Raw genomic sequence first — 19,316 nt, forward strand, 5'->3', positions numbered from 1 at the left:
TCTAAGTTCCTCTAAGTTCCTCTAAGTAGTTCTAAGCTCCTCTAAGTTCCTCAGGAAACGCGCGGCTAGACGCAGAAGCACATGACGACGCCGAACTCGTTCTTGGGCGTGTGGGCGTACCACGGCGTGCCGTCCTCCCCCACGCACATGAAGTAGCGACCGTCCATGGGGTCGGCCGTGCGCTCCCACCAGCGGTCCACGCCGGAGATCGCGAGGATGTCGTTGGGGGTGTCCCAGCTCACGCCTAGGTCGGCGTAGAGCTGGTACTGGTCGCCCTCGGCGTTGTAGACGTCGTCGTGGGCGTCATCGGCGATGTCCATGTCGCCGCCGAGCTCCGCGTAGGCGGGCGCCCAGAGCGTGTCGGTCGTGGCAACCACGGCCGACGGGTCGGTGGTCTCCCCCGTCGCGTTGGCGAGCTTGGTCACGGGAACGATCGCGCCCGCCACGTCGTCCGGCAGTTGGGCGAGCAGGTCGCCGTTCATCCAGGAGCGCAGGCTCGAGTCGCGCCAGCCGCCCGACGTGGTGTCGCTCTCGTTCATGGCGTGCGTGCCCACGATCCCGCACGAACCGAACGTGATGCCCGCACGCCCGGTGCCGTCGGCGCGCTCGTCGTGGTTGAAGCCGAGCACCTGCATCGTAACGGAGGTGCCGTCCGCAAGTACGATCTGCTTGGTCTGGGTTCCGTCGAGCGTGCCGTCGGCGTTGCAGAGGTGGTAGCGAATCGCGATCTCGGTGGCGTCGGCGTCGCTGCCGGTGGCGGAGATCAGCGCGGAGATCTGGGAAAGCTCGTCCCACGAGTATTCCTGCACGGAGGCGCGCACCTCGGGCTCAGCGGGCGCTGCGGGCTCCGTCTCCTCAGGTTTGGGTTCGTTCTGCGGCGTCTGCGTGGCCGGATCCTGCGGCGATGTGGCGACGGGCGCCTCCTTGGCCGGTTTTGCGAACCCAAACCCGTCGGTCATGAGCGCAGCGACGCCCACGACGGCCGCCAGCGCGACCACGACGAGCACGACCGCAGCGATGACGGGGCCCTTGCCGCCCGACTCCCGCGAGCGGGCGCCCTTCTCGACGGGAAGCGCGCCCTCGACGGGCGGCGTCTGGGCGAGCGGCGCGCCGCAGACGGTGCAGAACTTGGCGCCGTCCTTCTGCTGCGATCCGCAGTTGGTGCAGAACATGGACCCTCCTTGCTTATCCGAGCGGGTATGCCTAAAAGGGGTCTGACACCTTTTAGGCAAGTTTTATGCGCCGTTACCCGAGCGGGTACGTCACCTGGTTGGTACCGTCGTAGGAAATGCTCATGGCGCGCATGTTGACGCCGGAGATGTCGCCGCCGTTCTCGCAGATGACCAGGCGGTCGCCCATGTCACAGGCGGACGGGTTGTAGAAGTCGAGGTTCTGCGCCACGGTCTGCCCCTCGGAGCCGTCGAGCGGCACGCGAAGGATGCTCCAGGGACGCTCCCAGCCCGACCCGTAGAACGCCAGGAAGGCGGAGTCCCCCGAGACCGCCAGCAGCGAGGCGCCTGTGTCATCGGAGAGGCTTGTCCAGAGGACCTTGCGGTCCTGGCCCTCCGTGTCGACGCTGACCAGCCTTCTCCCGCCGCCGTCATTTGAGCCCTCGAGAAAAACGAGGCGGTCGCCGCCCACGCCCAGGGAGTATGCATAGGCCGAGGTGCCCACGTAGAGCGTGCGTGTCTGCTTGGTGTTCAGGTCATACCCACACAGCTCGTAGGAGTCGTCGGAGCTCTGCACGTAGTAGACGGCGTCCGAAAGGATGACCGGGTAGCTCGCAGGGAGGCTGCAGACCTGCTGCATGCCGGTGCCATCCTCTGACATGGTGCTGACTTTCGTCAGGGCCTGGTCCCCACCGTAGTCCATCACGGATACGTAGAGTTTCCGATCGTAGACGCACACCTGGTTGATGCTCTGCGATTCGGTCGCCGTCATGAGGACCTTCTCCTGCGACCCGTCGGTGCGAATCGAGTGGAGCTGGGTGGGGTTGTCCCCGGAGTAGTCACTGAGCACGAAGAAGAGCGTGTCTCCGTCCGCCGCAAGCGCCGAGACCCACTGGGAGCCCGAGTCGATGGCGCGGACGAGCTCCGTGCCGGAACCGTCATGCTTGACGCGGCAGAGACCGCCCACGGAGCTGCTGTAGAGGTAATCGCAGTCGCCGGAGGAGGCGACGACGCGCCCGTAGGCGAGCGACGCGTTGGAGGCCTGACGCTCCTGGGCCGCGCGGCCGCCGCCGAGAAGGCCCGGCAGCACGAGTACCGCCATCACGACCACGGCAACCACCGCCACGACGCCCGCCACCACGAGCGGCACGCGGGAGCGCCTGCGGGGTGGGAAGGGCGTCGGTCCGGGCACGGGTCCCGGCGCCGGCCCGGCCACCGCAATCGCGGAGCCGCACCGCGCGCAGAACTTGGCACCGTCCGGGTTCTTCTCGCCGCACTTGGGACAGAACATGGCAACCTCCTCGTCTTGGTGACACGAGCATAACCCGGCGCCCGGACAATAAAGCGTTAAATCGGAGAAACGGGGGCCGCGCGTCGGCTGGAACCAAAATCGGCGGGCGAGAGGAACGTCCCCTCGCCCGCCGTTGCCTAAAAGGGGTCTGACCCCTTTCTAGCAAGTTTAGCTGCGGACCTCGCCGCCGGTTGACTTGCAGACTTTGGTCACGAGCTTGGCGTGCGCCTTCTCGACCTCCTCGGAGGTGAGGGTGCGGTCCGCCGCGCGGTAGGTGAGCGAGAAGGCCATGGACTTCTTGCCCTTGCCCACGCGCTCGTCGTCGCGGTAGACGTCGAAGAGGCGCACGTCCGCGAGGAGCTTGCCGCCGGCAGACCCGATGCGCTGCATCAGCGTCTCGCAGGTCACGGACTCGTCCACGACGATCGCCAGGTCAACGTCCACGCCCGGGAGCGTCGGCACGTCCTGGTAGGGCAGCTCGTCGGCCGCCAGGCGCAGCAGCGCCGCCTGGGAGAGCTCGAAGGCCACCACGGGCGCGTCCACGCCCATCGCCTTGAGGCCGCGCGGGTGGACGTTGCCCACCCAGCCGATGACCTCGCCGCGTGCCAGCACCTCGGCCGCGCGACCGGGCTGGAGCCACGGGTACTGCTCGGGCTCGGCCACCTTGAAGCGCACCTTGGTCACGCGCAGCGCGTCCAGCAGCTCCTCCACCACGCCCTTGGCGTCGAAGAAGTCGTACTCGGCAAAGCGCTGGTTCCAGGCGTCGTCCGCGCGCTTGCCGCACATAACGCCGCAGACGAAGCTCGGCTCGTCGGGCTGGCTCGCGTGCTCCTTGCCAAAGAAGACGCGACCGATCTCGTAGAGCGCCACGTTGGGCACGCCGTGGTCGAGGTTGTACGCCACGGAACGGAGGAGCCCCGGCAGCATGTCGCGACGCATCTCGGACTGCTCGGCCACCAGCGGGCGGATGATCTTCACGGGCACGCCGCGGCCGGTCTCGGGGATGCCCAGGCGAGCCAGGTCATCCGGCGCGGCAAAGCAATACGTGGAGGTCTCGGAGAGGCCGCAGGAGCGCAGGACCTGGCCGATCTTGCGAACGCGGCGCTGCTCGGGCGTGAGGCCGCCGGCGTGGTTCCTCGCGGCGGGGATGGTCGGTGCGATGTCGCCCTCGCCCCACAGGCGCACGACCTCCTCGATGAGGTCGATCTCGCGGGTGAGGTCGGGGCGGTTGGTGGGAGCGGTCACGGCCAGGGCGTCCTCGCCGGCCGGCTCCACGACGCAGCCCAGGCGGCGCAGGCGCGCGGCCATGAAGTCAACGGGGATGTCCGCGCCGGCGATGAGGCGCGCGCGGCTCGGACGCAGCGTGATCGTGACGGCGGCATCGTCCTTCTCGCCCGGGTAGACGTCCACGATGCCCGGGCAGACCTCGGCCCCGCAGCACTCCTCGAAGAGCGCGGCCGCGATCTCGGCCACGGCGGCGCAGTTGGTGCCGTCAACCTGGCGCTCGTAGCGGATGGAGGCCTCGCTCATGAGGTCGAGGTTGCGCGAGGTGCGCGACGTGTGGCCGGCCGAGAAGTTCGCGCTCTCGAGAAGGACGTCGGTCGTGGCCTCCGTGATCTCCGAGTCCAGCCCGCCCATGACGCCCGCGAGCGCCACGGGGGTGTGGCCGTCGTCGGTGATGACGGCCATGTCCGAGGTGAGCGTGCGCTCCTGGCCGTCCAGCGTGACGAGCTTCTCGCCGTCGCCCGCAGCGCGCACCACGATGTGGCGGCGTCCGCCTCGCTCGGTGAGCTTGCCCAGGTCAAAGGCGTGGAGCGGCTGGCCCGTGAGGTACATCACGTAGTTGGTCACGTCCACGACGTTGTTGATCGAACGCCCGCCCGCGGCGGCCACGCGGCGCGCGAGCCACTCCGGCGACGGGCCGATCTTGACGTTTCGCACCACGCGCGCGGTGTAGCGCGGGCAGAGCTCAGGGTCGGCGATCGTCACGTCCACGAGATCGGCGGCGTTGGGGCCCTGCTCGGCGGCAACGCGCGGCAGCTCGATGTGGGTGTCCTCGTCCAGGATCGCGGCGACCTCGGTGGCAAAGCCGGTCATGGAGAGGCAGTCGGGGCGGTTGGGCGTGATCTCGCAGTCGATCACGGTGTCCGAGCTGCCGAGGTAGTCGGTGAAGTCCATGCCCACCGGCGCGTCCGGCGGCAGGATCATGATGCCCTCGTGATCGCTGCCGAGCCCGAGCTCGCGCTCCGAGCAGTTCATGCCGCAGGACTCCACGCCGCGCAGCTTGCTCTTCTTGATCTTGAAGTCGCCGGGCAGGACCGCGCCGATCATGGCGCAGACAATGTGGTCGCCCTCGTTGAAGTTCTGGGCGCCGCAGACGATCTGCAGGGGCACGGGGTTGCCGTCGGCATCCACGTTCTTGTCGCCCACGGAGACCTGGCAGAGCCACATGTGGTCGGAGTCGGGGTGGGGCTTCTTGCTCACGACCTGCGCCGTGACCACGTGCTCCAGGTTGGCGCCGACCTTCTCCACGGCCTCGACCTCGGTGCCGGTGCGGGTGAGCTCGGCCACGAGCTCGGCGGGGTCCGCCGGCACGTCGACCATGCTCTTGAGCCACTCATATGAGACGCGCATGTTCTTCTCCTTTTCGCGCGATCAAAATCGGAACTTGGGGCGGGTCTAGAACTGGGACAAGAACCGCATGTCGCCCGTCATCAGCATCCGCAGGTCGGGCAGGTCGTAGCGCAGGCACGCGATGCGCTCCACGCCCATGCCAAAGGCGAAGCCGGTGTACTTCTCGGGGTCGATGCCGCAGTACTCGAAGACGTTGGGGTCCACCATGCCGGCGCCCAGGATCTCCAGCCAGCCGGTGCCCTTGCAGAAGCGGCAGCCCTTGCCGCCGCAGACGCCGCAGGAGACGTCCACCTCGCAGCTGGGCTCGGTGAAGGGGAAGAAGTGCGGGCGGTAGCGCGTGGCGCGGTCCTTGCCAAAGACCTGGCGCAGGAAGTAGTCCATCGTGCCCTTGAAGTCGCCGAAGGTGATGCCCTCGTCAACGACCAGGCCCTCGATCTGCGTGAACTGCGGCAGGTGGTTGGCGTCGGCCGTGTCCGGGCGGAAGACCGTGCCCGGGGCGATCATGTAGATGGGCGGCTTCTTGTTCTCCATCACGTGCACCTGCACACCGGAGGTCTGGGTGCGCAGCAGCACGTCGGACTCGCCCTGGACGTGGGACTCCTTGCCCTCCGGGGCGTTGTCCACCACGTAGAAGGTGTCCTTGGCCGAGCGGCTGGGGTGGTCCTCCGGGGCGTTGAGCGCGGTGAAGTTGTACCAGGTGGTCTCGACGTAGGGGCCGTCCTCCACGGTGTAGCCGAGGCCGCAGAAGATGTCCTCGACCTCCTCGCGGATCTGGCTGATCAGGTGCTGGGTGCCCTCGCTCAGGCGGCGGCCCGGAAGCGTGACGTCGCAGGCGTCGGCGGCCATGCGGCGCTCCAGCAGCGCGGCGGAGAGCTCCTCCTTGCGGGCCTTGAGCGCGGCGTCCACGGTGGCGCGCACGGTGTTGGCGAGCTGGCCCATCGCCGGGCGCTCCTCGGGCGGAACCTGGCCCATCGAGCGCATGATGGCCGTGAGCTGGCCCTTCTTGCCCAGGAAGCCCACGCGCAGGGCCTCGAGGGCCTCCATGGTCTCGGCGGCGGCCAGGCCCTCCTGGAACTGGGCCTCGATCGCCTTGAGGTCGTCGGACATCGACATCGTGTCATCCCTTCTCTTACGAAAAAACCGCCCCCCGGCAGCCGTGCTGCTGCCCAAGGACGGAAATGCTCCGCGGTACCACCTCGGTTGGCGTCACGGGTTGTCTCCCCCGCGCGCCCGCTCTTCTCGCCCCGTGCCGTGGGGCCGACGGCTTCCCTACCGATGTGGAAAAGGGACAGTCCCTTTTCCACATGTTCAGGTCGCGGCTGGTGGAGTGAACTCCGGGCCTCTGCCTTGGAGGGGGCTCTCAGCCGGTGACCCCCATCTCTTGTCCGCTGGCAACGCGACGCCCAGACCTCTCCGTCATCGCCTGCGGGACATGGTATCACAGGCGACGGGCGCCGTTCGCCGAGGAATCGTGCCGTCCACCAATTGACGCGAGGGTGCGCGGGCGGACGTTCTTCTCGGCAATCTCTCTCGGGTCCGCCACGGGGCGGGCGCGTGACGCGCACGAAGCTCTCTCGGAGCCGCCGCCCGCTGGGCAAACTGAGCCTGGAGTTCCAAGCGGTGGCACAACCTGGCGCATTTTTGGCACCTCAGGCCCACCCAGCGAGCGGTCACGCGCCGAGCGCGCCCGCAGAGGACGTGCCACAATGCGCGGACCGCCGCGAAGGGAGCCTCGATGCACGCACGGACGAGCGCCACCATAGACCAGCTGCTCGATGAAGCCGAGCGTCGCGGCGCATGTCTCGTCACCACCGAGAAGAGCCTCCACAAGGCGCTCGACCGCCGCGTGCGCTCCGGCACGCTCGTCTCCCCCTTGCCGAAGCTTTATGCGCGGGCAGGACGCTGGCTCCATGGCCTCAGGCCCACCCAGAGGGCGCTGCACATCCTTCGGTCCCTGCATGAGCTGCACCCCAACTGGCGCTTCTGCGGGCCCTCGGCCGCCGTGCTGCTGGGGCTCTCCGTGTCGGAGCATCTCCTGGGAACGATTCACCTCGCCGTGGAACCCGGATCCGGCGTCAGGTCGGAGGCGCCCTTTCGCCGGCACGCCATTCCTGGCGACGACTGCGCGGAAGCGGGCGGCATCCCGGTGACTCCCCTGCTCAGGACCACGTTCGACTGTGCGCGATGGCTTTCCTTCCGCGAGGGGCTCGCCGTGGCGGACTCCGCGCTGCGCACGGGAGGCATCCCACGCGAGGCGCTCGAGAACTACATTGCCGGGATGACCGGTGGCTATCGGGGCGTCGCCCAGGCGCGCATGACCGCGGCGCATGCGGACGCGCGCAGCGAGAACGGCGGCGAGTCCATCGCGCGGGCCGCCATGTGGGAGCTCGGCTTTGCCCTGCCGGACCTCCAGGTCGAGGTCCCCAACCCGTTCTCCGGCAGCGGCATCTACCGCGTGGACTTTCGCTGGCGCCTGCCGGACGGCACGGAGATCTACGGCGAGCACGACGGGAACGAGAAGTACCTGAACCCCCAGATGAACGGGGGGAACCCACTGAGCGCGATGAAGGGCGAGCGGCGGCGCGAGTCGAGCCTCACCGTGGCGCACGCGAGCGTGATGCGCTTCTCGCCCGCCGACGTGGCGGACACCGGGTACTTTGACTGGCTGCTGCGCTTCTACGGAGTTCCCAAGGATCACGAGCCGCTGATAGAGATTCCCGCTCCGGGCGGCATCGTGGTGCCACAGCCGCCCGTCATCGAGCGCGTGCCCGTGGAGGCATACGGATTGGCATAGCGGGCACGTGCCGACACGGACTCGCTGGGCCCGAGGTTCCAAAACCGGGCCCGTTCTCGGCTGAATCTGGAACCCCAGGACCAACGAGCCGAGAAGAACGGCGGCGCGCGGGCGCGGCGGCTACGAGAACGTGAGGTCGGCGGCCGTGGTGGCGTCGAGCCAGGCGATGTAGGTGTTGGGATAGTGACTCGCCAGGAGCCGGCCCACGTCGACGCCGAGGCACGCCTGCGCAAGCGCGGCCACGCCGCCGGGCGAGACGAGCTCGTCGAAGCTCGAGACCGAGCGCGTGACGTCCGCGACCAGGCCCTCCGCCGTCGCGCGGTCCTCGGCCGTCACGGGGCACTCCGCCCCCATCGACACGCGATACGACGTGCGCATGGCCTCCGTCAGCGCATCCGCGCCGGTCGCAGGCAGCCACACGTCGTGCCCGTAGCGCCGGTAGCCCCAGCTCGCGGGCGGGAGCATCGTCACCACGTCGGACGGGTTCAGGACGTTGAAGATGTTGTCGTAGCGCGCGGAGCGGGCGTCGGCCGCCGAGGTGCAGTTGGGCGTCGCAAAGCCGTACGCCCGCACGGACTCCGCCGACGCGATCGCCTCCGCGCCGCCCATGCCGCCGTCCGCGTAGCTCGCAAGCAAGTTGGCCACCGCCGCGCCCCGGCTGTGCCCACAGAAGAGGTAGGTCCGCTCGACGCCGGGGTCCTCGGACGCCGCACGTTCCTCGAGGTCGGCCACGATCTCCTCGGCGGCGAGCGAGAAGCCCAGGTGGTCGCCCGAGACGTCGTCGGAAGCGCCCTCGATCCGGGCGTTGGAGAGCCACTCGGACCCGTACGACCCCCGCACCATCACCAGGGTGAGCAGCTTCTCCTCGCCGGTCTCCGACGAGCGCACGTGCCTGGTCGCCACCGTGTAGGCCACCACGTCGGTGCCGTCGAGCAGGCCCAGAACCTCGTCAAGCACCTCGCTGCGATACCGGTACGAGGCGGTGGAGACCTCCTCGAAGCCCAGCTCGGCGAGGGCGTGCTCGGCGTAGGCGGGCGCGGTCGAGCCCTGCTGGTAGTAGGCGCTCTCGGCGTTGGCCACGGCGGAGAGGACCGCGCAGGTGTGCGCGAGCTCGTGGTTGTAAACGGTGGGGTCCGAGAAGAACCAGTCGTCGTCCCAGGCGACCTCGGAGGAGACCTGGTGTCCCTCGCCCGAGAAGAGCGCGGCGTAGTCGATCGTCGCCGTGAAGGGGCCCTCCCGGCGCTCGGCGACGAGCTCCGGCGCCGTGACGGCGTTCGTGCCGCTCACGCGCTCGAGCCGGCGCGCGTGGAGCACGGCGGCGCCGGCGAGCGTGGCGCTGTCGGCCAGCGCGACGGTCACGAGCAGGGCGAGAAGCACGCGCCGCTTCCTCCCCCGCCGTCCTTCTCGCCATCTTGACATGAGAGCCCCTCCCGGTCGATGAGCCCATCATACCGGGAGGGGCGGGCGTTCGGGAGCTCGTCGCCGAACGTGACGAAACCCTAAGGCGCGTCGGCGCTACGCGATACGGACGCCGTTCACGTAGGTGGCGGCGAGCGTCATGTCCGCGTTGAAGACCGTGAGGTCGGCGGTGCGGCCGGGCTTGATGAAGCCAAAGCGCTCGTCGATGTGCGCGGAGCGCGCGGCGACCTCGGAGGCCATGCGGATGGCCTGCTCGGCGGTCACGATCTGCCAGTCCACCATGTTCTTGACGCCCTCGGCGAGCGTGAGCACGGAGCCGGCGATCGAGCCCGTGGTGCCGTCCTCGTTGAGGAGGTAGCACAGGCCGCCCTTCATCACGACGGGCAGGCCGCCGGACATGTACTCGCCCTCGGGCATGCCGCCGCAGCCCAGGCAGTCCGTGATCAGGACCGTGTGGTCCCAGCCCTTGGCCTCAACGAGCGCCTTGACGGCGCCGGGGACGACGTGGCGGCCGTCGCAGATGATCTCCGCGTAGGTGCCGTTGGTGGTCATGGCCGCGCCCACGACGCCCGGGTCGCGGTGGTGCAGGCCGCGCTGGCCGTTGTAGGTGTGGACGAAGCAGCTCGCGCCGGCGTTGACGGCGGCGAGGACCTCGTCGTAGTGGGCGTCGGAGTGGCCGATGCAGGTGACCACGTCGCGCTGGTCGAGCGCCGCGCAGTATGCGCACGCGCCGTCCTTCTCAGCGGCCAGCGCGCTCTTGACGATGCGGCCGCCGGCGCGCTCCTGCCAGAGGTCGAAGGTCTCGACGCTCGGGTCGATCAGGTAGACCGGGTTCTGCGCGCCCACGTGGGCCTCGGTGAAGAACGGGCCCTCGAGGTAGATGCCGCCGATGTGCGCGCCCGTGAAGGTCTCGTCGCGGCCCTCGTCGGCGGCGGCGATGGCGGCGCAGGAGTCGGCGACCTGCTCCACGGACTCCGTGAACGTGCTGGGCAGCCAGCAGGTGGTGCCCCGGCGCGCGAGCTCCAGGCTCGAGGCGTCGATGCCGGCGGGGTCGCGGTCGGTGGTGGCGTGGTTGTAGAAGCCGTGGATGTGCGTGTCCACGAGGCCCGGGCCCACGATGCAGCCGGAGAGGTCGTGGATCTCGCAGCTCGGGGCCTCCTCGGACCAGCCGACGAAGACGCCGTCCTCGACGGTGAGATAGCCGCCGCGCATGGTGGCGCCGGGCATCACGAACCGGTCGGCCTTGATGGCGAACGTGCTCATATCAACCTCCAAAGGTGGAAAAGGGACTGTCCCTTTTCCACATTACGCCTCGAACGGGTGGATGGTGACGCCCTTGACCACGCGGTTGACGGTGCCCGTCGGCGACGGCGTGTCGGGCGTGTTGCCCACGCGCACGGAGTTGAGCAGGGAGACCGTCTGCGCGACCATGATGAACGGCAGCGCGAGGTAGCCCTCGGGCAGCGCATCGTAGCCGGCGAAGGTGAACGACTCGCCCTCAAAGACCGGGCCGCAGTCCTGCTGGATGGCGATGGTCTTCTGCGCGATCTTGTCGCCGCCGATCTCGTTCAGGATGTCGAGGTCGTACTGGCGGGTGTAGGCGTCGTTGTTCATGTAAACAAAGACCAGGGTCTTGTCGTCCACGAAGGACTTGGGCCCATGGCGGTAGCCCATCGAGCTGTCCCAGGAGGTGGCCACGAGGCCGTGGGCGAGCTCGAGGATCTTGAGCTGGCTCTCCTGGGAGAGGCCCACGAAGGAGCCGGAGCCCAGGTAGGTCACGCGGTTGAAGTCGCCGGCCAGGAAGGCGGCGATCTCCTCCTCGCGGGAGACGACCTCCTCGCCCATCTTGGCGATCTGCTCGACCCAGGCAGCCTTCTCGTCAAGAGAGGCGGTGTCGAAGATGAGCGTGGAGAGCAGCGTCATGCAGCTGTAGGAGCCGGTCATGGCGAAGCCCTTGTCGTTGGCGCGCGGGATGAGCAGCGTGAGGGCGCGCGGGTCGTCGGCGGACTCGACGGCGAGCTTGCCCTCGGGCGCGCAGGTGATGTTGAGGAAGCGGACGTTCTTCACGAACTTCCCGGCGATCTCCACGGCGGCCAGGGACTCGGGGCTGTTGCCGGAGCGCGCGAACGAGACGAGCACGGTGGGCTCGTCGGGGTTCAGGAAGTCGCGCGGTGCGGAGACAATGTCGGTCGTGGCGATCGGCTTGAAGTCGTAGAGGGAGACGTCGCCGGCGTGACGCAGGTAGGGAGCCACGGTGTCGCCCACGTAGTCGGAGGTGCCGGCGCCGGTGAACACAACGGAGAGGCGACCCTCGCTCATGGCGCGCGCCTCGGCGAGAAACGCGGTGATGGCGTCGAGGTTGGCCTTGTAGATTTCGAGGGTGTCACGCCAGAGCTCCGGCTGCTGCTTGATCTCTGCGGTGGTGATCTGGGCACCGAGGGCCGTGAGGTCGGCCTCGCTCTTCTCGAACATGTGCGATCCTTTCTCCGGGAGCTGGGCCCGGGCTCACAGCGCCTACTGGCGCTGGTGGATGACCTTGTACTTGAACTGGTCCGCGCGGGCCACCGAGAGGGTGTACTCGATGACCTCGTTGTCGGTGTTGAGGGTGGTCCGGCTGAGCTCCAGGACCGGGGCGCCCTCGGCGATGCCGAGCAGGTGCGCGTCGGACGAACGCGCCACGCTCGCGAAGAACTCCTCCTCGGCCACGCGGATCTTCTCGTTGTAGACGTTCTCGACGATCTCGTAGAGCGGCATGCTGTCGAGCAGCGGCCGCTTGAGCGTGAGGAACTTGCGCACGGGGAGATAGGTGCGCTCGACCATCATGGGGATACCGTCCGCCGTGCGCAGCCGCTTGAGCTTGAACAGGCGCTCGCCGACCTTGACGCCCATGTGGCCCGCCACGTTCTTCTCGGCGTCCACCTCGGAGAACTCGATGATCGTGGTGTGGGGCACCCGTCCCATCGAGCGCATCTGGTCGGTGAAGCTGTAGGACTGCATGAGGTCGGTCATCTGCGCGGAGCGGTCGGCGACGAAGGTGCCGCGCCCGTGCTTGCGAACGACCAGCCCGAGCTTCTCCAGCTCCTGCAGGGCCAGGCGCACCGTGGTGCGCGAGAGGCCGTAGCGCTCGGAGAGCTCGCGCTCGGAGGGCAGCAGGTCACCCGGCTGGTACTCCTGCTCGATCCTCTCGGTCAGGATGTCGACCAGCTGGTCGTAGAGCGGTTGCTTGCGTGCCCGGAACTGCATCTCGTACTCCCCAGGGACCCGTGAGGGCCAGTGCTACATCTCGTCGTCCTCGTCCTCGTCGTCGGAGCCGCCGGCGGGAAGCGCCATCGTGCAGACGCCCTCCTTGCCCACCTCGACGGCCTCGCTCACGAGGTCGTCGGTCGTGGAGGCGTCGGTGCGGGCCATCATGAGGTCGATGAGCATCGGCAGGTTGGTGCCGGCGACGATCTTGACGTTGTCCACGCTGCTGGAGACGAGCATGGCCTGGTTGAACGGGGTGCCGCCGACGAGGTCGACAAAGACCACGACGCCGTCGGTCGCGGCACGCATGTCGGTGATGGCCGCGCGGATGGTGTCGGCGTACGCGCCGGCCTCCTCCTCGAGGAAGGGCACCGCCTCGAAGGCCTCCTGCGGACCGGCGATCATGTCCACGGCGCTCTTGAGCCCGGTCGAGAAGTTGCCGTGCCCGGTCAGGATGTAGCCAATCATGTTGTTCCCCTTTCGCTTCCTCGCGGTCGCCCGCGACGTTCCCCTGATGACATGCGGTCTATGGCCTGGCGACAAGAACGCCCGCTCGCGCCGTCACGCCCCCTGGCCGGGGGTGACGGTCTTTGTCAGCTCCTCGAACCGACGGCGGTAGAGCTTTGCGTGCGTCTTGTCGCCCTTGTTCTCATATTGCTTGTAGAGCAGGAAGCAGAGCTTGCCCTGCAGCTGCGCGGGCGCCTTCTTGAGCATCTTCTCCATCTGGTCGATGTAGGCGTGGCTCTTGGAGAAGACGATGTCATAGGTGAGCTGGCAGTCCTGCACGACGTTCTGGTCAACGCCCTTGACGGACTTGAGCTGGGCGAGAAGCTCCTTGGCGCGGTCCTTCTTCCCGATCTGGGTGAAGTAGTTGAAGGCCACCGCGAGCGTCTGCGCCTGGCGCTTGGCGGAGTTGCGCATCCGGACGAGCAGCTCGATCATGCGCGTGGCCATCTCCTCGTTGTCCAGCGCCTCGTAGCACAGGAATCGGAGGTAGTGCTGGCGGTAGGTGGTCATCACCACGCGCGCCGGGATTTTGTTGAGCGCCTCGAGCGCCTGGTCGTAGTGACCGGTGTTGAAGAAGCCCTCGAACTTGGCCTCATAGTAGCGGCGGAAGCCCTCGGTGGCGAGGAAGTACGCGACGATGAGGACGAGAAACGCGACGACGCCTGGTTCCACGGAAACGTGCCTTTCTAGAGAGAACGGGCGCGCATCTCGGGAGATAGGGCGGGAACCTCCTGGTCCCGAGCCGTGAGATGCGCGCCCGCTCGAACGAAGCAAGCAATGCCTGCGGCGCCCGGATCCCGGGCGCCGCAGGACAAAACGCGAGCCCTAGCCCTTCGCGACGATGTTCAGGGCGCCGAGGACGATGCCGATGACGAGGACGATGAAGATCGCCTTGGTCGAGGTCATGCCCTTGCGGCCGAGCAGCCAGTACACGAAGCCGACGAGCGCGGCGGGAACCAGCTTGGGGCAGATCTGGTTCAGGATGTCCTGAATGTTCATCGTGACGCCACCGATGTTCGGCTCGACGGTGAACACGATGCCCACGTTCGTGGAGATCAGCGCGCCGACCATGAAGACGCCCATGACCGTGGCGGCGTCCGTGATGGCGTTGAGCTTGTCGGACATGGTGGTGACGAGCTTCATGCCCTGCTCATAGGCGATGTAGGTCTGCTTGCAGCGGAACCAGTCGACCACGATGTTGACGGCGATCCAGATGAAGATGCCGAGCGGGTTGCCCTGCATGGCCATGTTGGCCGCGAGGGCGCCGAAGATCGTCGGGAGCAGCGAGCCGAAAATCGAGTCGCCGATGGAGGCGAGCGGGCCCATGAGGCCGGTCTTCAGGGAGGCGACGGTCTCGAGACCCTCGAGACCCTCGTTCTCCTCGATCGCGAGGTCGATGCCCGTGATGATCGTGTTGAGGAAGTTGGAGGTGTTGAAGAACGGCGAGCACTGGGTGCGGCAGGCTTCCTTCAGCGCCTCGGTGTTGTCCCCGTAGATCTTACGGAGCTGCGGCAGGATGATCCAGAGGTAACCGGAGTGCTGCATGCGCTCGTAGTTCCAGCCAGCCTGGAAGCCAACGAGGTTGCGGCGGTTGATCTGCTGGAAGTCCGCCTTGGTGAGCTTGTAGCCAGTGGTCTTAGAGCTCATCGTCGTCATCTCCCTCCGCGCCAGCAGAGATGGCGGCAGCAGGAGCGGCCTGGTGCTGCTGGTAGTAGATGTAGGCAAGGGCGAAGCCGATGAGGGCGATCGTCAGCATGGACAGGCCCTTGAAGGAGCCGCCGGCGAGGGTGACACCCTCGGGGAGCGTGACAACGCCACCGATGGTCGCAACGTCGCCAGCAACGGTGACGATGCTCGTGAAGGCGGTGCCGAGCAGGGCGGCGATCACGAAGCCGAGGAACAGGTACGCGATGTGCTTCTTCACCGGCAGGTAGCGGAGCAGGATGGCGAAGCCCACGGCGGGCAGCATGCCACCGGCGACGGTGAGGCCGGTGCCGAGCCAGGCGAGGTCGCCGTTGAGGGCGGTGGTGATGGCGTCAACCAGACCCTGGCCGAAGGCGAGGGCGAGGAAGACCGGGATCATGCGGGACAGGCACCAAGAGACGTCGCCCATCCAGTAGTGGATGTTGTACGCCTTCCAGTCCATCTTCTCGATATCCGCGTCGCAGGCGTGACCCCAGAAGGTGTTGGCCATACGACCGAGGATGTCGGTGTAGACCAGGATGGCGGCCACGGGCACGCCGAGGGCGGCGAGGGCCTGCTCCGGGTCCATGCCCGCGCTCACGGCGAAGGCCGTGGCGATCAGGGTGCCGGAGTTGGCGTCGATACGAGAGGCGCCGCCGAAGGTGCCGACGCCGAGGATGGTGAGCTGCATGCTACCACCGATGAAGAGACCAGTTGCCATGTCGCCCATGATGAGGCCCGTGATGAAGCCGGAGAACACGGCGGAGCCGGCGCTGGAGTACCATTCCAGCTCATCATGAATCTGGAAGCCAGCGTAGAGCGTGAGCAGAAGAATCTGCCACCACTGAATCATGGTCTTTTCCTCCTTCTAACAGACTCGAACTTCTCGTACGTACTTACGCTATGTGCTGCGGTGCATCTCCCCTCACCGCGTAGCGCCTATCTGGCGAGCCCCGGCCTTACGGCTGGAAGGGCTCCGGGGTGTTCTGCGGGGTGAGCTGGATGACCATGGGAACGCCCATGGCGTCGAGCTCCTTGAGCGCCTCGACGTCGTCGTCGCCGCAGTTGATGTTGCGGTTGTAGGTCTTGGTGATGTTCATCGAGGTGATGTTGCCGAGGATGATCTGGTCGAACTTCACGCCGGCCTTGGCGAGCTTGACGTAGACCTCGGGCTTCTTGACGACGATGAACAGGCGCTGGGCGTCGTACTTGCCGGCGAGGATGTTGGCCGCGGCCTTCTCGACGGGCAGGACGGAGAGCTTGCAGGTGGCCGGGGTGGCCATGCGCAGGACTTGCTTCTGGGTGGCGTCCTCGGCGACCTGGTCGTCGACGACCATGAAGCGGCTCACCTGACGGGCGTTGGCCCAGAGGTTGCCGACCTGGCCGTGAATGAGACGGAAGTCAACACGTGCTCCAACGATCATGCTACTCAACTCCTTCTTTCTCCAGTTGCCTAATGAGGGGTGTGGAGCGCAGGGAGATGGTGTCGCTCACGGTTCCCTCGGTCTCAAACAGAACGAGCTCGTTGGCGCCGGCGCGCAGCATGCCGTGCGGGACGTAGAGCGTGGAGATCGGGCCGATCTCCCAGTACCTGCCCACGTTGATCCCGTTGACGAACGCGACGCCCTTGCCAAAGCCCGTAGTGTCTATGAACGTGTCCGCCGGCTCGTCGAGCGTGAACTCGAAGCGCGAGAAGGACGGCGTGCCCGCAGCCCACCCGGCGGCGTAGTCGATTCCGGAGACGTCCTCGAGGGGAAGGCGGTACTGCTCCCAGTTGAGGACGAAGTGCAGGTCCACGCAGACGCCCGTGCGGATGCCCTTGCGCTGCGTGTCCGCGAGGAACTTGTGGCCGTAGTTGACGCGGCCCATGTTCTCCACGAGGACGTCCAGCTGGTTGTTCTTCTCGCCCAGCGTGTGGCGGATGTCCTCGCCGATGTGCTCCTGGTACTGCGTGGCCACGTGCTCGCCGTTGACGTAGACCTGCGCGCGGTCGCGGCCGTCCACCACGCGGATACGCTCCGGCTCCGTGGTGTCGCGCTCGACCTGCGTGCGGTAGAGGACGTAGCCGTAGGACTGGCCGAGGTCCTCCATCGTCTGCGGGTAGAGCGAGGTCACCGGGCCGGCGTCGAGGTTGGCCAGGTTCTCGAAGAGGCCGGCGCGGCCCGTGAGGGCGATCTTCTCGGCCGGGACGTCCACGGCGGTCTTGACCAGCGGCTCGGCCGTGGGGACCTCCGGGAAGAGGTCGCGCACCACGTCCCGCAGGAGGTACCACTTCTGCGTGGGGTTGCCCTCCTCGTCGAGCACGGCGTCGTAGTCGTAGGAGGTGACCTGGTGCAGGTCGTGCGTGTGACGGGCGGAGCAACCGTTCATGAAGCCAAAGTTGGTGCCGCCGTGGAACATGTAGAGGTTGATGGAGCCGCCGAGCTCCAGCAGCTCGCGCACGCAGTCGGCGAGGTCCTGGGCGTCGCGGCGGATGACGTTCTCGCCCCAGCGGTTGAACCAGCCGTCCCAGAACTCCATGCACATGAGGGGCCAGTCCTTGCCGTGCTCCTCGTGGAAGGCCTTGAGGTTGGCGAAGTTCTCCCCGGCGCGCGAGCCAAAGTTGCCGGTGACAAAGACGTCGTCGTCGATGAGGGTACCGGCGCGCAGGCAGCCGCGCCACGGGCCGTCGGAGGTGCAGAGGGGCACGTCCACGCCGCGGTCCAGCATGAGGTCGCGGATGGCGCGCAGGTACTGCTTGTCCTCGCCGTAGGAGCCGTACTCGTTCTCAACCTGCATCATGATGACGTTGCCGCCGCGCGTGACCTGGCGCTCGGTAAGGATGGGCATCAGGGCGTCATAGTAGGAGGCCACGCGCTCGAGGAAGCGCGGGTCGCGCGAGCGCGGGCGCATGGAGCGGTCGGCGAGCAGCCACGCCGGGAAGCCGCCCCACTCCCACTCCGCGCAGATGAACGGGCTCGGGCGGACGATGATCCAGAGGCCGAGCTCGGCCGCCTCGTCGAGGAAGCGCGCGAGGTCGAGGCCGCCCGTGAAGTCGAACTCGCCGGGGCGCGGCTCGTGGAGGTTCCACGGGACGTACGTCTCGACGGTGTTGAAGCCCATCGCCTTGAGGTTGTAGAGCGAGTGGTGCCAGTCGTCGGGATGCACGCGGAAGTAGTGAATCGAGCCGGAGAGAATCCTGAACGCCTTGCCATCGAGCATGAACTGGTCGCGAATCTCGAAGGTGTGCACGTTTCCCCTCTCCTGTGGGCGCTGGTCGCTTGCCGGCGTGCGGTCGTCGGCACATGGTTCGCATGGTGAGCAACTATACACGATTTCTTCGAAAATGTTGGCAATTTGTGGAGACTCAGGTAAACGGTAACTTTTTGCCGCTGAACGGCAACACGCTCTTATCGCAGTTGAAAGGCCCTGTTTACGAGCTCGAAATCAAATAAACACCAGCTTACGGGCCCTTTAACTGGTAGTAACAACCCTAACAGTTAGACCACTGGTATCGTTCCCATCCGGCCGCAGGCGGCGCCGGGGCGCGTCCGCCGGCAGGACCCCGCGCGGACCCGGTCCCCGCCCGAACCTGAATGGCTATAAGATGCACTCAGCGCCCGCGACGCCGGGCATCGCCTACCCTAAGGAGTCCCCATGATCTCCACCGTCACGCTCAACGCCTCCATCGACAAGGCCTACCAGCTGGCCTGCCCGCTCGTCGACGGGACCGTCATGCGCGTAGAGACCTGCATCGACGTCGCCGGCGGCAAGGGGCTCAACGCGGCGCGGGCGGTCGCGACCTGCGGGGAGCGCGTCGTGGCGACGGGCTTTGTGGGCGGCAACAACGGCCGGCTCCTGTGCGAGCTGCTCGACGCCGACGGCATCGAGCACGACTTCGTGCACGTCAAGGCCGAGACGCGCTGCTGCGTGAACGTGCTCGAGCCCGACGGCCGCTCGACCGAGTTCCTGGAGCCGGGCCGCCCCGTGGGCAGCGAGGAGGTGGCCGCCGTCCGCGCCAAGATCGCCGAGATCGCCGAGGCTGCGGACGTGGTGACCTTCAACGGCAGTGTGCCGGCCGGTACCGGCGCGGAGATTTACCGCGAGCTCGTGGGCGTGGTGCGCGCGGCGGGCAAGCCCGCGATCCTGGACACCTCGGGGACGCTGCTCGTGAACAGCCTGGAGGCGCGCCCCACGATGATCAAGCCCAACACCGACGAGATTCAGGCCATCCTGGGCCGCAAGCCGGAGTCCATCGACGAGATCGTAGCCGCCGCGCGCGAGGTGCACGAGAAGTGCGGCATCGAGAAGGTCGTGGTCTCGCTCGGCGGCGACGGCTCCGTCATGGCCTGCGACGAGGGCGTCTTCCGCGGGCACGCGCCCAGGATCGACGTGGTGAACCCCGTGGGCTCCGGTGACACGATGGTCGGCGCCTTCGCTGTGGCGATCGCGCGCGGCATGAGCGTGGAGGAGCAGCTCGCCTACGCGATGAGCTGCGCGAGCGCCAACTGCCTCTCGGCGAGCACCGGCCACTTCGACATGGCCGTCGCCGACGAGCTCCGCTCCCAGACCAGCGTCGAGCGCGTGGCGTAACCCG

General features: G+C 67.3%; 16 protein-coding genes. 2 read left to right on the forward strand and 14 right to left on the reverse strand.

Annotated elements, in window-relative coordinates:
- Positions 1 to 65: 65 nt before the first annotated feature.
- The 4 genes from H6A07_RS06595 to pheS form a co-directional block, all read right to left on the reverse strand.
- Positions 66 to 1,172, reverse strand: a complete 1,107-nt coding sequence (locus H6A07_RS06595) for a DUF6273 domain-containing protein (RefSeq protein WP_204814145.1) — start codon at positions 1,170 to 1,172, stop codon at positions 66 to 68.
- Between the two features lie 73 nt (positions 1,173 to 1,245).
- Positions 1,246 to 2,460: a zinc ribbon domain-containing protein gene (locus tag H6A07_RS06600; RefSeq protein WP_204814247.1), complete on the reverse strand. Its 1,215-nt coding sequence runs from the start codon at positions 2,458 to 2,460 to the stop codon at positions 1,246 to 1,248.
- Between the two features lie 168 nt (positions 2,461 to 2,628).
- The gene (gene pheT / locus H6A07_RS06605) at positions 2,629 to 5,094 is read right to left on the reverse strand and encodes a phenylalanine--tRNA ligase subunit beta (RefSeq protein ID WP_204814146.1); all 2,466 of its coding nucleotides are present in this window, start codon (positions 5,092 to 5,094) and stop codon (positions 2,629 to 2,631) included.
- Between the two features lie 45 nt (positions 5,095 to 5,139).
- Positions 5,140 to 6,207: a phenylalanine--tRNA ligase subunit alpha gene (gene pheS, locus H6A07_RS06610; RefSeq protein WP_275100621.1), complete on the reverse strand. Its 1,068-nt coding sequence runs from the start codon at positions 6,205 to 6,207 to the stop codon at positions 5,140 to 5,142.
- Positions 6,208 to 6,829: 622 nt separating this feature from the next.
- Here pheS and H6A07_RS06615 point away from each other — a divergent pair.
- Positions 6,830 to 7,888: a hypothetical protein gene (locus tag H6A07_RS06615; protein WP_204814147.1), complete on the forward strand. Its 1,059-nt coding sequence runs from the start codon at positions 6,830 to 6,832 to the stop codon at positions 7,886 to 7,888.
- A gap of 120 nt (positions 7,889 to 8,008) precedes the next feature.
- Here the strand turns inward: H6A07_RS06615 and H6A07_RS10385 are convergent, their stop codons facing one another.
- From H6A07_RS10385 to H6A07_RS06665, 10 genes are all read right to left on the reverse strand, one after another.
- Positions 8,009 to 9,265 carry a lipase family protein gene (locus H6A07_RS10385; RefSeq protein ID WP_204814148.1) on the reverse strand — a complete coding sequence of 419 codons (1,257 nt, stop codon included), beginning with the start codon at positions 9,263 to 9,265 and terminating at the stop codon, positions 8,009 to 8,011.
- A 138-nt stretch (positions 9,266 to 9,403) separates the two neighbouring features.
- On the reverse strand, positions 9,404 to 10,570 hold the full coding sequence (gene nagA / locus H6A07_RS06625) for an N-acetylglucosamine-6-phosphate deacetylase (RefSeq protein ID WP_204814149.1): 1,167 nt from the start codon (positions 10,568 to 10,570) through the stop codon (positions 9,404 to 9,406).
- A 42-nt stretch (positions 10,571 to 10,612) separates the two neighbouring features.
- Positions 10,613 to 11,779 (reverse strand): SIS domain-containing protein, encoded by a 1,167-nt coding sequence (gene agaS / locus H6A07_RS06630; RefSeq protein ID WP_204814150.1) that lies wholly within the window; start codon positions 11,777 to 11,779, stop codon positions 10,613 to 10,615.
- Positions 11,780 to 11,821: 42 nt separating this feature from the next.
- Complete coding sequence (locus H6A07_RS06635) at positions 11,822 to 12,550, reverse strand: GntR family transcriptional regulator (RefSeq protein ID WP_204814151.1); 729 nt, start codon at positions 12,548 to 12,550, stop codon at positions 11,822 to 11,824.
- Positions 12,551 to 12,583: 33 nt separating this feature from the next.
- The gene (locus H6A07_RS06640) at positions 12,584 to 13,018 is read right to left on the reverse strand and encodes a PTS sugar transporter subunit IIA (protein ID WP_204814152.1); all 435 of its coding nucleotides are present in this window, start codon (positions 13,016 to 13,018) and stop codon (positions 12,584 to 12,586) included.
- Between the two features lie 93 nt (positions 13,019 to 13,111).
- A complete protein-coding gene (locus H6A07_RS06645) occupies positions 13,112 to 13,729 on the reverse strand; it encodes a hypothetical protein (RefSeq protein WP_204814153.1) in 618 nt (205 codons plus the stop codon).
- A 153-nt stretch (positions 13,730 to 13,882) separates the two neighbouring features.
- Positions 13,883 to 14,713 carry a PTS system mannose/fructose/sorbose family transporter subunit IID gene (locus tag H6A07_RS06650; RefSeq protein WP_204814154.1) on the reverse strand — a complete coding sequence of 277 codons (831 nt, stop codon included), beginning with the start codon at positions 14,711 to 14,713 and terminating at the stop codon, positions 13,883 to 13,885.
- A complete protein-coding gene (locus H6A07_RS06655; protein WP_204814155.1) occupies positions 14,694 to 15,593 on the reverse strand; it encodes a PTS mannose/fructose/sorbose/N-acetylgalactosamine transporter subunit IIC in 900 nt (299 codons plus the stop codon). The genes H6A07_RS06650 and H6A07_RS06655 overlap by 20 nt, the downstream gene beginning before the upstream one ends.
- 106 nt (positions 15,594 to 15,699) lie before the next feature.
- The gene (locus H6A07_RS06660) at positions 15,700 to 16,164 is read right to left on the reverse strand and encodes a PTS sugar transporter subunit IIB (protein ID WP_204814156.1); all 465 of its coding nucleotides are present in this window, start codon (positions 16,162 to 16,164) and stop codon (positions 15,700 to 15,702) included.
- Between the two features lies 1 nt (position 16,165).
- Positions 16,166 to 17,971, reverse strand: coding sequence for a beta-galactosidase (locus tag H6A07_RS06665; RefSeq protein ID WP_204814157.1), 1,806 nt, complete (start codon positions 17,969 to 17,971; stop codon positions 16,166 to 16,168).
- 405 nt (positions 17,972 to 18,376) lie between these two features.
- Here H6A07_RS06665 and H6A07_RS06670 point away from each other — a divergent pair, with 405 nt between their 5' ends.
- Positions 18,377 to 19,312, forward strand: a complete 936-nt coding sequence (locus H6A07_RS06670; RefSeq protein WP_204814158.1) for a 1-phosphofructokinase family hexose kinase — start codon at positions 18,377 to 18,379, stop codon at positions 19,310 to 19,312.
- The last annotated feature ends 4 nt before the right edge of the window (positions 19,313 to 19,316 follow it).

Source organism: Olsenella uli, assembly GCF_016899935.1.
Lineage (GTDB): Bacteria > Actinomycetota > Coriobacteriia > Coriobacteriales > Atopobiaceae > Thermophilibacter > Thermophilibacter uli_B.

Coding starts and splice junctions, on each gene's coding strand:
- H6A07_RS06595 (WP_204814145.1), bottom strand. CDS start 1,172: ATGTTCTGCACCAACTGCGGATCGCAGCAGAAGGACGGCGCCAAGTTC.
- H6A07_RS06600 (WP_204814247.1), bottom strand. CDS start 2,460: ATGTTCTGTCCCAAGTGCGGCGAGAAGAACCCGGACGGTGCCAAGTTC.
- pheT (WP_204814146.1), bottom strand. CDS start 5,094: ATGCGCGTCTCATATGAGTGGCTCAAGAGCATGGTCGACGTGCCGGCG.
- pheS (WP_275100621.1), bottom strand. CDS start 6,207: ATGTCGATGTCCGACGACCTCAAGGCGATCGAGGCCCAGTTCCAGGAG.
- H6A07_RS06615 (WP_204814147.1), top strand. CDS start 6,830: ATGCACGCACGGACGAGCGCCACCATAGACCAGCTGCTCGATGAAGCC.
- nagA (WP_204814149.1), bottom strand. CDS start 10,570: ATGAGCACGTTCGCCATCAAGGCCGACCGGTTCGTGATGCCCGGCGCC.
- agaS (WP_204814150.1), bottom strand. CDS start 11,779: ATGTTCGAGAAGAGCGAGGCCGACCTCACGGCCCTCGGTGCCCAGATC.
- H6A07_RS06635 (WP_204814151.1), bottom strand. CDS start 12,550: ATGCAGTTCCGGGCACGCAAGCAACCGCTCTACGACCAGCTGGTCGAC.
- H6A07_RS06640 (WP_204814152.1), bottom strand. CDS start 13,018: ATGATTGGCTACATCCTGACCGGGCACGGCAACTTCTCGACCGGGCTC.
- H6A07_RS06650 (WP_204814154.1), bottom strand. CDS start 14,713: ATGACGACGATGAGCTCTAAGACCACTGGCTACAAGCTCACCAAGGCG.
- H6A07_RS06655 (WP_204814155.1), bottom strand. CDS start 15,593: ATGATTCAGTGGTGGCAGATTCTTCTGCTCACGCTCTACGCTGGCTTC.
- H6A07_RS06660 (WP_204814156.1), bottom strand. CDS start 16,164: ATGATCGTTGGAGCACGTGTTGACTTCCGTCTCATTCACGGCCAGGTC.
- H6A07_RS06670 (WP_204814158.1), top strand. CDS start 18,377: ATGATCTCCACCGTCACGCTCAACGCCTCCATCGACAAGGCCTACCAG.